Consider the following 11,353-nt stretch of genomic DNA (forward strand, 5'->3'; position numbering starts at 1 on the left):
TTCCTGTCAGTGAAAGGGAGTCCTTATCTTGCTGCCAATTATAAAGTGACCGTCGTGAGCCAGTGAAAGACTCTAGTCGTTTGAGTGACCATGATAAATAATCAATTGTATACGCTGGGAAAGTACCTACTGCAAGATGGAAGGTGGCCTCTCCCAATGGTAAGGGGTTATGCCACCAGCCTCGGGGGAGATAAAAACATCACCCGGCTCAAGAATAATGTCCATATAAGGATTGGGTGGGCAAGGATAGTGCTGTTCGTAGTCTTTGCTTTGTTGGGTGTATAAGGGATGCTCCAATGACGGCTCGTAAATTATCCAACGCTTACGCCCGATTAATTGAATCGCAAATACATCCCGTGTATCCCAGTGGCATCTAAAGGAATCTTTGTAACCGAAAGCCAAGTATGCTCTGCTTACGACTTGCCTGCCGGTGAATGTTGCAATCTGATTTGAAAGATGGCTGATCTTGGGTGAGTTTTTAATTTTGTTGGCGATTAGTGTGGCCCCATTTTTAAGATTTTCATATACGACGGGTTTTATCAGGCGGTGACGTAAGATCCCGATATCGAGATAGCTCTCCACATACTCAGACTTGGGTCGTATACCGTTTAGCGAGAGTTTGAAGTCATTGGAAGCAGCGTCGCTGTTGCTATAAATGTCGTTTACGTCTTTCCACGAGAATTCAATTTCAGAAACTGCTCCCTTAAGAAGTAATGGTTTCTTCTCTTGGTAATGTTCAAAAAAGTCACCAAAAGGCATGTTGAACGCTATGCTCATAAACGTAGACCTTGGGAGCCTGGCTTTAATAGAGAAGCCAGGCTCAATTATGAGTTAATTGGTTAATTGTAATTTGTGCCGCCGTAGTTCGTTCCGGCTGCATTGACAGCACTTTGAACCTGGCCGCCTAGCATGCCGGAATAAAATCCTACTTCGGCGCCAAGAATGGATGCAGCAGTTGTTTGTGCGACCCCCATGCCAGCGGGGCCCAGTATAAAACCTGCTGCTCCCCCAGCCACTGCGCTTGCACTCAGGCCGGCTATATCACCCTGCCCTGTAGCCATTGCACCTCCAATATAAGTCGCCGCGCCCGTTACGGCACCAACAACGGCTCCGGGTGGGCCAACTGCACCAGAGACTAATTCAAAATCACATATTGTTAATTCGCGCATGGTTACTCCTTGTTTTGTGTGAGGTAAGTTGTGAGAGTGTAATTGTTCACTGCTAGGTAATGAGTTTTATTGTCCATAGCGCAATGACAGGGATGATGTGAAGTAAGATAAAGGTTATGCATAGGCTTTTGTATGGTCCCCATCGTAAGCGCAACAATCTGAATGTGCCATAACAGAAAGAGAAAAATAAAATAATTATAATGGCGGAAGTTGTGGCGGTTGATGCGGTGCCTTCTACAAAATGAATGCCCAATACTTCCATGCTCCATCCTTTACTCGATTCATCAAGGTTTTGGTCAGTCATGGAATTATATTCTCTCTGTGTTTTTATTTGCGGCTTGATTGTGTGGTTGTTATTGTTGCTTTTAAGTTTGATATTTTGAGTTGATTATTTTTATTGGTGAGGGGATGAGAAAAATTGGTTCGGGCGGCTGATGGTTGGGATGGTAATTCTCTTGGTGTTGTTTTTTTATCCTATAGATGTAGGGGGTGCCTTTTTTTTGTTTTCCAGTTCTGCTGCGAATAACTCAGTCCTTGAGCTGACTCCTTTCTTGCGAAGTATTGAAGAAACGTGGTCGCGTACTGTGAAGTCACTTATTCCAAGTGAAATGGCGATTTGTTTGTTGGTGCGTCCTTGAAGAAGTGAATGTAGGACTTCTTGTTCCCGTTTTGTCATTTGTTTATCACTTCCTGCTGTTTTTGTTTGGGTTTTGTTTAGTTGAAGTGTTTGCCTGTGAGAGAGTAAATTGGCTCCAGAGCCCATTCATAAAGACGACGTTTGTCCTGGACAATATCAGCTTCCAATAGCATGCCGGCTTGTAGAGGGTGTGAATTACCGTATACGGCGATCGTCTGTGAGTTGAGTGCAACGGTTGCGCGATAGAAAAGTTCAGGAGATAGGGTCGTGTTTTGAACAGCGTTTGCAATATGGGTCGGCAACTCCTGAACCGCGTAGGGGCTTTTCGCCAAGTCTACGATCTGTCCTCGTGCCATGCCGAATTTTTGATAAGGATAGGCAGAGTAACGCATTAATACGGTCTGCCCTGGCTCTATAAACCCCGCTTGGTGAGAAGCAACATACAGGTGAGCGGTAAGATCTGCTCCTAGAGGGATCAGGCTGGCTAGCAGTGAGCCGACCTGGATTTGTTGACCCGTTTGCACGCTCAAGCCAGTTACTGTACCGGCAAGCGGTGCCACGCTTATTTGTCTTCGGCGAACATCATTTTCCGCCTGCTCCTGTCTGATCAGGGAGATATTGTTATCTATCTCAGCAGTCTCTGTACGATGCCGCAATTCAACCTCTTGCCGTTGCGCAAGCAGTTCCATGCGTTCGCGATTGAGACTCGCACGAGCGCGTTGAATACTTTGCTGTTGACCCAGTAGCGCCAGAAGTTCTCCTTCTCCTTTTTGAAGTTGTGCAACTGAAATGAAGTCCTCCGCCGCCAGTTTGTGCTGTCGCTGGTGTTGAGTTTCAGCCAACACTACACGCCTTTTCAGCAGGCGTACTTCTTCCCGAAATTGACTTAGCTCTTGGGTAATTGCGGTAAGACGGCCATCAAGCATGATTAGCTGTCCTGTCCGACGCTCGTTCGCCAAGTTAAGGTTGCGCTCCAGAATCAGAATGCGTTGAGTAAGCTGCTCCGAAATGAGATTTTGTGTACCGCCCGTTGTACTGAAGCGTTCACCGGAAACAACGAACAGTGCTTGGCCGATCCCTACGTCTTGACCTTCCTTAACAAGAACCTCTGTCAGAAACCCTGTGCCTGGAGATGTTAAGCGCAGCATTCCCTGTTCTGGCATAAGCAATCCATTGACAGTTGCTTTGCGGGTGTAGGTACCGAAATAAGCATAGGCCATCAACAGCAGTATCAACGTGCTAGCCAGAATGGCGGCTACACAATATCCCCATGGTTGATGGATCAGCACGCTACCGAAGCGCTGTTCGTTCTTCGCGGTAACAACTTCAGTGCGAAATAAAGTCAAGTTTTCGGACATTGATTTAGAGTCTTCTGGAGGATAGGAGTGCCTCATCCCGATAGGGAGCGTGGAGTGCAATCAAAAGACTATCGATGAAGCCCCTCGCCCAACAGTTCATGCAAACCGCCAAAACCTGCGGGAAATATCCTAGGAAGTCGTCCTGAAAAGTCATCGTGTATTACAGCATCTTCGCGAACAAGCCTTCTTCCTACAGGTCTATTACCCATCCATGTAGGATTCCACTCGGCACAAAGCTCACCCTTATTCCCATAAACCATAAGCACCACACTTTGCGTGATATGGCCTGGCAACGTTTGCCGGTATGATAGGCACCCCCGCAGTCTGGATTGCGAATACGCCATGACCTTGCAGTACCCAACCATCGCCGATTGCGTCGGCAACACTCCGCTGGTCCGTTTGCAGCGCCTGCCCGGCGCCACCAGCAATACCCTATTGCTCAAGCTCGAAGGGAACAACCCGGCGGGTTCGGTCAAGGACCGTCCGGCGCTGTCGATGATCACCCGCGCCGAGCTGCGTGGGCAGATCCACGCCGGCGATACGCTGATCGAGGCGACTTCGGGCAATACCGGGATCGCCTTGGCCATGGCCGCTGCGATCAAGGGTTACAGGATGATCCTGATCATGCCGGACAACTCCAGCGCCGAGCGCAAAGCGGCCATGACCGCCTATGGCGCCGAACTGATTCTGGTCAGCCAGGAACAGGGCATGGAAGGCGCCCGTGACCTGGCGCAGAAAATGGAAGCCGAAGGTCGCGGCAAGGTGCTGGATCAGTTCGCCAACGGTGATAACCCCGAGGCGCACTACACCACCACCGGTCCGGAAATCTGGCGCCAGACCCAGGGCACCATCACCCATTTCGTCAGCTCCATGGGCACCACCGGCACCATCATGGGCGTGTCGCGCTACTTGAAAGAGCAGAACGACAACGTGCAGATCATCGGCCTGCAACCGATGGAAGGCTCGGCGATCCCGGGTATCCGCCGCTGGCCTCAGGAATATCTGCCGAAGATCTACCAGGCCGACCGTGTGGACCGTATCGTCGACATGGCCCAAAGCGAAGCCGAAGACGTGACCCGTCGACTGGCCCGCGAAGAAGGCATTTTCTGTGGCGTGTCCTCGGGCGGTGCCGTGGCAGCGATGCTGCGTCTGTCCAAAGAAGTTGAAAACGCGGTGATCGTCGCGATCATCTGCGACCGTGGCGACCGTTACCTGTCGACCGGCATTTTCGACGCGCCCAACTGATGGCCAAACATGAAAGAGGCCTGCGCTTCCAGCCCACCGGCGGCAGCAAGGCCCCGCAAGTCCCGACCGGCAAAAAGCAGCGCCTGACCATCGAGCGCCTGGCCAATGACGGTCGCGGTATCGCGTTTTTCGAAGGTCGCACCTGGTTCGTCATCGGCGCATTGGCCGGTGAAGAGATCGAGGCGCGGGTGCTCGGTGCCCACGGCAAAGTGGTCGAGGCACGCACTGAACGGGTGTTCAAGGCCAGCGAATTACGCCGCCCGGCACCGTGTGCCCATGCCGGCCGCTGCGGCGGTTGCAGCGTGCAGCATCTGCCCCACAACGAACAGCTTGCCCTGAAACAGCGCATGCTCGCCGAGCAGCTGTCGAGGGTCGCGGGCGTCGAACCCGAAGAGTGGGCGGTGCCATTGAGCGGTGCGGAATTCGCGTACCGGCGTCGCGCCCGCGTGGCGGTGCGCTGGGACATGAAGGCGAAAAAACTCGAAGTCGGTTTCCGTGCCGCCGGCAGCCAGGACATCGTTGGTATCGATGACTGCCCGGTGCTGGTACAGCCCTTGCAACCGATCATGAGCCGTTTGCCGGAGATGCTGCGGCGCTTGAGCAAACCCCAGGCACTCGGGCATGTGGAGTTGTTCAGCGGCTCGACGCTGGCCGTGTTGTTGCGGCACATGGCACCGCTGTCCGACGCCGACCTGACGATCCTCAAGGATTTCTGCGCGTTCCACGAAGCCCAGTTGTGGCTGCATGGCGACGGCGAACCGCAACCGGTCGAGGCCGGTCAGTCGTTGGGTTATCGCCTGGAACAGTGGGATCTGGAACTGGCTTACCGGCCAGGGGATTTCATCCAGGTCAACGCCGCAGTCAACGAAGCGATGGTCGCCCAGGCGCTGGACTGGTTGAAGCCGACAGCGGATGAACGTGTACTCGATCTGTTCTGCGGCCTGGGCAACTTTGCCTTGCCGCTGGCCAAGGCCGCTCGTGAAGTGGTGGCGGTCGAAGGCGTGCAGGTGATGGTCGATCGGGCAGCGGCAAATGCGGCTAGCAACAATTTGCATAACGCGAAGTTTTTTCAGGCCGATTTATCCCAGCCTTTGACGGACGCTGAATGGGCCGCTGAAGGCTTTTGTGCGGTACTCTTGGACCCACCGCGTGACGGTGCTTTCGAGGTCGTGCGCAAGCTCAAGACCCTGGGCGCCGAACGATTGGTGTATGTGTCGTGCAACCCGGCAACGCTGGCGCGCGACACGGCCGAATTGATCAAGCAGGGCTACCGGTTAAAACGTGCCGGGATTCTCGATATGTTTCCTCAAACGGCACATGTCGAGGCCATGGCGTTATTTGAAGCGAGCTAGGATGCTCGTCTGGTCCGACTGGCCCGCCCGTGCAGCCGCGCACCCAGCCCGACGTGGGCGCACGGGCAACGAAGGTCAGCGATTTGACGCATTGAATCTGCGTCGTAGGGAAGGTAAGCAAGATGGTACAGGTGAGAGCACACCAGCCGATCAACACCGACGGCAGTATCAATCTCGAGGCTTGGCTCGATCACGCGGTCAGTGTCGATCTGGCACTGGATCGCGAAGCCTTGAAAGAGGCCTGCGAGTACGCTCGCGAGGCCGAACAACAAGCCAATGCGGCACAGAATCTGTGGTCGGAAGGCAACTCGACTTTCCGTACCGGCCTTGAGATCGCCGAGATTCTCGCCGACCTCAAACTCGATCAGGATTCACTGGTCGCCGCGATCCTGTATCGAGGCGTACGCGAAGGCCAGATCAAGTTGCCGGCGGTCAGCCAGCGCTTCGGTCCGCTGGTGGCCAAGCTCATCGATGGCGTGCAGCGCATGGCCGCGATCAGCGACAGCCTGAGCCCGCGTAAATCCCTGGTGCTGGGCACCCAGGGCCAGGTGGAAAACCTGCGCAAGATGCTGGTGGCCATGGTCGACGACGTTCGCGTCGCCCTGATCAAGCTGGCCGAACGCACTTGCGCAATACGTGCGGTGAAGACCGCCGACGACGAAAAGCGCAACCGCGTGGCTCGTGAAGTCTTCGACATCTACGCGCCTCTGGCCCATCGCCTGGGCATCGGTCACATCAAGTGGGAGCTGGAGGACTTGTCCTTCCGTTACCTGGAGCCGGACCAGTACAAGCAGATCGCCAAGTTGCTCCATGAGCGGCGACTGGATCGCGAGCGTTTCATCAGCGACGTGATGAACCAGCTGAAAAACGAATTGCAGGCCACCGGCGTCGATGCCGACATCAGCGGCCGGGCCAAACACATCTATTCGATCTGGCGCAAAATGCAGCGCAAGGGTCTGGAGTTCAGCCAGATCTACGACGTGCGTGCCGTGCGCGTGCTGGTGCCGGAAATGCGCGATTGCTACACCGCGCTCGGCATCGTCCACACCCTGTGGCGGCACATCCCGAAAGAGTTCGACGACTACATCGCCAACCCCAAGGAAAACGGCTATCGCTCGCTGCACACGGCGGTGATCGGGCCCGAGGGCAAGGTGCTGGAAGTGCAGATCCGTACCCACGCGATGCACGAAGAAGCCGAACTCGGCGTGTGCGCGCACTGGCGCTACAAGGGCACCGACGTCAAGTCCGGTTCCAATCACTACGAAGAGAAAATCTCCTGGCTGCGTCAGGTGCTCGAATGGCACGAAGAGCTGGGCGACATCGGTGGCCTGGCGGAACAATTGCGGGTCGATATCGAGCCGGACCGGGTGTACATCTTCACCCCGGACGGTCACGCCATTGACTTGCCAAAGGGCGCGACACCGCTGGACTTCGCCTACCGCGTACACACCGAAATCGGTCACAACTGCCGTGGCGCCAAGATCAACGGGCGTATCGTACCGCTCAACTACAGCCTGCAAACCGGTGAACAGGTCGAGATCATCACCAGCAAGCATGGCACCCCGAGCCGCGACTGGCTGAACCCGAACCTGGGCTACGTCACCACGTCGCGGGCACGGGCAAAGATCGTTCACTGGTTCAAGCTGCAGGCTCGCGACCAGAACGTCGCGGCCGGTAAAACCCTGCTTGAGCGCGAGCTCAATCGCCTCGGTCTGCCGGCGGTGGATTTCGACAAGCTGGCCGACAAGGCCAACATGAAAACCGCCGAAGACCTGTTCGCCGCCCTCGGCGCTGGGGATTTGCGCCTGGCGCAACTGGTCAACCTGGCGCAGCAACTGGTCGAGCCGGAGCGTGGCAACGAACAGCTTGAACTCATACCGCGCAAGGCCACCGGCTACAAACCGGGCAAGCGCGGCGATATCCAGATCCAGGGCGTCGGCAACCTGATGACCCAAATGGCCGGCTGCTGCCAGCCGCTGCCGGGGGATGCCATCGTCGGTTACATCACCGTGGGTCGCGGCGTGAGCATTCACCGCCAGGACTGCGCCTCGGTGCTGCAACTGAGCGGGCGGGAGCCAGAGCGGATCATCCAGGTCAGCTGGGGCCCGGTGCCGGTGCTCACCTACCCGGTGGACATCGTCATCCGCGCCTACGACCGTTCCGGGTTGCTGCGTGACGTCTCGCAGGTGCTGCTCAACGAGCGGATCAACGTGCTGGCGGTCAACACCCGCTCGAACAAGGAGGACAACACCGCGTTGATGTCCCTGACCATCGAGATTCCGGGGCTGGATGCATTGGGGCGGTTGCTGGGGCGGATTTCCCAGTTGCCGAACATCATCGAAACCCGGCGTAACCGTACGCCTTGATGGTGATTAATGTGGGAGCGAGCCTGCTCGCGAAGAGGTTGTATCAGTCGATATTTTCATTGGCTGACACACCGCTTTCGCGAGCTGGCTCGCTCCCACAGGTTTTTCTGATGGGGGCATGAATGACGTACAGCCTTGAAGATTTATTACACCTGATGAACCGCCTGCGTGACCCGCAGTACGGTTGCCCGTGGGACATCAAGCAAACCTGGGCCACCATCGTCCCGCACACCCTTGAGGAAGCCTACGAAGTCGCCGACGCCATCGAGCGCGGTGACTTCGATCACTTGCAGGGTGAGCTGGGCGATCTGCTGTTCCAGGTGGTGTATTACAGCCAGTTGGCCCGGGAAGAAGGACGCTTCGAGTTCGCCGGCGTGGTCGACAGCATCACCCGCAAGCTGATTCGGCGTCATCCCCATGTGTTCCCCACTGGTGATCTGTATGCGCCAGTGGATGTCCCGCGCCTGAGCGAAGCGCAGGTCAAGCAACGCTGGGAAGAGATCAAGGCCGAGGAGCGCGCGGAGAAATCTTCAGCCCCCGAACAGCTGTCGTTGCTTGATGACGTACCCGCGGCATTGCCGGCGCTGTCACGCTCGGCCAAGTTGCAGAAGCGCGCAGGGCAGGTCGGCTTCGACTGGCCGGACGCCTTGCCGGTGCTCGATAAAGTGCGTGAAGAGCTTGATGAAGTCCTCGAAGCCATGTCGGAAAACGATCCCGAGGCCGTGGCCGACGAGATCGGTGACCTGCTGTTTTCCGTGGTCAATCTGGCGCGGCATCTCAAGGTTGATCCGGAAACCGCACTGCGTGGCGCCAACGGCAAGTTTGAAAGACGCTTTCGTTTTATCGAACAGGCATTGCGCGACACCCGCCGTCCCATGGAAGATTGCACCCTCGAAGAGTTGGACGCCTTGTGGGGCGAAGCCAAACGTCAGGAAAAGAATTTGCCCAGCTGCGGTTGAGCAGTGGCCTAAGTGAGTAATAAGCACCATGAGCATTTCCCTTCGCGACCAGTTGCTCAAAGCAGGGCTGGTCAACCAGAAGCAGGCCAAGCAGGTCAGCAAAGACAAGCAGAAACAGCAACGCCTGGCCCACAAAGGCCAGATCGAGCTGGATGACTCCCAGCAGCGTGCGGCGCAGGAAGCCATGGCCGAGAAGGTCAAGCGCGATCAGGAACTCAACCGCCAGCAACAGGAAAAGGCTGAGGCCAAGGCCCGTGCCGCGCAGGTCAAGCAATTGATCGAAGTCTCGCGCCTGCCGAAACTGACGACCGAGGATTACTACAATTTCGTCGACGACAAAAAGGTCAAGCGCATCTCCGTCAACACCCTGATGCGCAACAAGCTCAGCAGCGGTTCGCTGGCCATCGTGCATCACGCTGGCGGCTACGAAGTGATTCCGCGCGAGGCGGCATTGAAGATTCAAGAGCGCGACCCGCAACGCATCGTGCAGCTGAATGTGCAGACCGAGGAAGTGAGTACTGAGGACGATCCGTACGCCGCCTATAAGATCCCTGATGATCTGATGTGGTAATCGCTCCGCTGATGGTACATGTTTACTAGTACTTTTCCGGATTAATCAATTGAACCCGAAAGATCATGTCGATACGATCTTTCGGGTTTTCTTTTGCTGAAATTAATCTCATCTTGAATGAGCGGTTAAATACCTTTCTGGTGTGCTGTTGTTCGTTTTGAGCGTGTTTATTGTTGAAGGAAAACGAATGGAATGAATTTTAATGGATAAGGATATCTTCAATGCTGGTAAGTATCGCTTCGTTGCGCCAACCCACTTTCACGTCGCCGTTATCACAGCCGCGACAGCCCGATCAAACCATTCACGATTACTTGGACGATGAGCTGGCCGTGCGTGCTGAGCTTGTACGCCGAAAAATAAAGATCGCTGCAAAGGCCGCCCGTGAGGATCATGGCGGGTCCGCTTGTGTGTTCTTTACCCTGCCTGAGTTTTTCTGGAACATTCCCTGGCGCGAAGTCCGCAGTGAGGAGGAACTCCACGAGTTGAACTCTGCCTATCTGCAAAAGGTGCCCGAGTGTGTGGCGTTGTTGATGAGCGATCTGCCAATGGAGCAGTACGGCAAGATCGTATTGCTGGCGGGAAGTTGTGCGACGCTTATCAAAGTGGGAGAGGGGGAGTCGAGTTATTACGATGTTATTAATTATTTGCTGACGGTTACCAATAAGGAATATGAAGTTGATGTGCCGCTGAAGTCGATGTGGCCAAAGCGCCATGTATCACGAATCGATTTCGGAAGACACGTAGGGGTTGAAGGTGAGTACTGGTTATTTAAGTTGTTTGATGAGGTTGTAATAAGAGTTAAAAAGGTCAGTAGTGTACGGGCCGAGCACAGTTACTTTGGTGGTTACGAAGGAACGTTTATCAACAGTCTGGTTCCGGGCTGCCCATTCGGCATCAACTTGTGCCTCGATTATGCGGTGTTGAAAGACGGTGAGCGGGACAAGGAAATTGAACTGGCGGGGGCGAAAATCGATTTTCTGATTGCTTGTGGCATGGACTTCGATTACGGCAAGCGACATCCATCATCGCTCCAGTTTGCCATCCGCAATGACGGCATGGGCGATGGTGAGTGTGAGGTGGTGAAACTTGAGGCGGGCTGGATTGTCGGTGTTGTCACTTCGGTGGAGATCGACGACTCCCTTTATTTAGCGGCCATTCAGATTGCCTGAGTCGGGTGATCCGGTCGCAGCCTGCCCGTGCGGGAAGGGGCAGGCTGCGCGGTGGTGGAGTCTGTCTTTAACCGGTTGCGAGCTCGCGTTTGCGCTCGAGCATTTCCAGTTCGGCCCTGTAGTTTTGCGCGTCGGTCTCGGAATGGAACATCCCGACCAGCAGGTCTTGTTGATGCACGTCCCAGATGCGGATACCGGCGGCTACACCCTCGTGGGATTTATGTGAATCGTCGCGTTCAGTTACTTTTACAGTCATCTGCTAGCTCCAATCTCTGTTATCTGCAGCAAGGCGTGTGCAGGCCTTTGTTATATGTTTTGTTAGTTTGCTAAGTAAATGACTGAGTTTGGTAACGGTTTTTTGCAAAAACGGAAACAGTCCTGCAGCCCGCGGAATCCGCGACATTCAGTCGCAGGGCTTTTGGTTTCATGACAAAAGCTTCATCTTCAGAACGCACCGCAGACCCTTGTAGGAGTGAGCCTGTTCGCGATAGCGGTGGGTCAGTTACCAGTGATGTCGACTGGAATAC

General features: G+C 55.1%; 11 protein-coding genes. 6 read left to right on the forward strand and 5 right to left on the reverse strand.

The genetic code is table 11. The features are described 5' to 3' along the window. Positions 1-126 precede the first annotated feature (126 nt). The 4 genes from KGA85_RS31215 to KGA85_RS29070 all read right to left on the reverse strand — a co-directional run bounded on the left by KGA85_RS31215 (position 127) and on the right by KGA85_RS29070 (position 3,164). On the reverse strand, positions 127-777 hold the full coding sequence (locus KGA85_RS31215; protein WP_263289194.1) for a cupin domain-containing protein: 651 nt from the start codon (positions 775-777) through the stop codon (positions 127-129). 62 nt (positions 778-839) lie between these two features. Continuing rightward, on the reverse strand, positions 840-1,169 hold the full coding sequence (locus KGA85_RS29060) for a hypothetical protein (RefSeq protein WP_223456112.1): 330 nt from the start codon (positions 1,167-1,169) through the stop codon (positions 840-842). Positions 1,170-1,638: 469 nt separating this feature from the next. Then, entirely contained in the window at positions 1,639-1,845 is a 207-nt protein-coding gene (locus KGA85_RS29065; RefSeq protein ID WP_223456113.1) for a LuxR C-terminal-related transcriptional regulator, read from the reverse strand. Positions 1,846-1,883: 38 nt separating this feature from the next. After that, positions 1,884-3,164 (reverse strand): HlyD family secretion protein, encoded by a 1,281-nt coding sequence (locus KGA85_RS29070; protein WP_223456114.1) that lies wholly within the window; start codon positions 3,162-3,164, stop codon positions 1,884-1,886. Between the two features lie 342 nt (positions 3,165-3,506). Here KGA85_RS29070 and cysM point away from each other — a divergent pair, with 342 nt between their 5' ends. The 6 genes from cysM (at position 3,507) to KGA85_RS29100 (ending at position 10,826) form a co-directional block, all read left to right on the forward strand. Beyond that, positions 3,507-4,409 carry a cysteine synthase CysM gene (cysM, locus tag KGA85_RS29075; protein ID WP_046043004.1) on the forward strand — a complete coding sequence of 301 codons (903 nt, stop codon included), beginning with the start codon at positions 3,507-3,509 and terminating at the stop codon, positions 4,407-4,409. Continuing rightward, entirely contained in the window at positions 4,409-5,761 is a 1,353-nt protein-coding gene (gene rlmD, locus KGA85_RS29080) for a 23S rRNA (uracil(1939)-C(5))-methyltransferase RlmD (RefSeq protein ID WP_223456115.1), read from the forward strand. Before cysM ends, rlmD begins: the two co-directional genes overlap by 1 nt. A gap of 122 nt (positions 5,762-5,883) precedes the next feature. Continuing rightward, positions 5,884-8,127, forward strand: coding sequence for a GTP diphosphokinase (gene relA / locus KGA85_RS29085; protein ID WP_223543579.1), 2,244 nt, complete (start codon positions 5,884-5,886; stop codon positions 8,125-8,127). 122 nt (positions 8,128-8,249) lie between these two features. After that, positions 8,250-9,086: a nucleoside triphosphate pyrophosphohydrolase gene (mazG, locus tag KGA85_RS29090; RefSeq protein ID WP_223543580.1), complete on the forward strand. Its 837-nt coding sequence runs from the start codon at positions 8,250-8,252 to the stop codon at positions 9,084-9,086. A gap of 28 nt (positions 9,087-9,114) precedes the next feature. Beyond that, complete coding sequence (locus tag KGA85_RS29095; RefSeq protein ID WP_223533029.1) at positions 9,115-9,657, forward strand: DUF2058 domain-containing protein; 543 nt, start codon at positions 9,115-9,117, stop codon at positions 9,655-9,657. A 221-nt stretch (positions 9,658-9,878) separates the two neighbouring features. Continuing rightward, on the forward strand, positions 9,879-10,826 hold the full coding sequence (locus KGA85_RS29100; protein ID WP_223533031.1) for a hypothetical protein: 948 nt from the start codon (positions 9,879-9,881) through the stop codon (positions 10,824-10,826). Positions 10,827-10,893: 67 nt separating this feature from the next. On the opposite strand, the gene KGA85_RS29105 is transcribed toward KGA85_RS29100, so the two are convergent. Next, on the reverse strand, positions 10,894-11,082 hold the full coding sequence (locus KGA85_RS29105) for a hypothetical protein (RefSeq protein ID WP_056728002.1): 189 nt from the start codon (positions 11,080-11,082) through the stop codon (positions 10,894-10,896). Between the last annotated feature and the right edge of the window lie 271 nt (positions 11,083-11,353).

The sequence above is a fragment of the Pseudomonas sp. GL-B-12 genome, from assembly GCF_019955895.1.
Taxonomy (GTDB): Bacteria; Pseudomonadota; Gammaproteobacteria; order Pseudomonadales; family Pseudomonadaceae; genus Aquipseudomonas.

What these genes read in the sequence shown, in the direction of transcription:
- KGA85_RS31215 (WP_263289194.1), bottom strand. Translation starts at nt 777, where the DNA reads ATGAGCATAGCGTTCAACATGCCTTTTGGTGACTTTTTTGAACATTAC.
- KGA85_RS29060 (WP_223456112.1), bottom strand. Translation starts at nt 1,169, where the DNA reads ATGCGCGAATTAACAATATGTGATTTTGAATTAGTCTCTGGTGCAGTT.
- KGA85_RS29065 (WP_223456113.1), bottom strand. Translation starts at nt 1,845, where the DNA reads ATGACAAAACGGGAACAAGAAGTCCTACATTCACTTCTTCAAGGACGC.
- KGA85_RS29070 (WP_223456114.1), bottom strand. Translation starts at nt 3,164, where the DNA reads ATGTCCGAAAACTTGACTTTATTTCGCACTGAAGTTGTTACCGCGAAG.
- cysM (WP_046043004.1), top strand. Translation starts at nt 3,507, where the DNA reads ATGACCTTGCAGTACCCAACCATCGCCGATTGCGTCGGCAACACTCCG.
- rlmD (WP_223456115.1), top strand. Translation starts at nt 4,409, where the DNA reads ATGGCCAAACATGAAAGAGGCCTGCGCTTCCAGCCCACCGGCGGCAGC.
- relA (WP_223543579.1), top strand. Translation starts at nt 5,884, where the DNA reads ATGGTACAGGTGAGAGCACACCAGCCGATCAACACCGACGGCAGTATC.
- mazG (WP_223543580.1), top strand. Translation starts at nt 8,250, where the DNA reads ATGACGTACAGCCTTGAAGATTTATTACACCTGATGAACCGCCTGCGT.
- KGA85_RS29095 (WP_223533029.1), top strand. Translation starts at nt 9,115, where the DNA reads ATGAGCATTTCCCTTCGCGACCAGTTGCTCAAAGCAGGGCTGGTCAAC.
- KGA85_RS29100 (WP_223533031.1), top strand. Translation starts at nt 9,879, where the DNA reads ATGCTGGTAAGTATCGCTTCGTTGCGCCAACCCACTTTCACGTCGCCG.
- KGA85_RS29105 (WP_056728002.1), bottom strand. Translation starts at nt 11,082, where the DNA reads ATGACTGTAAAAGTAACTGAACGCGACGATTCACATAAATCCCACGAG.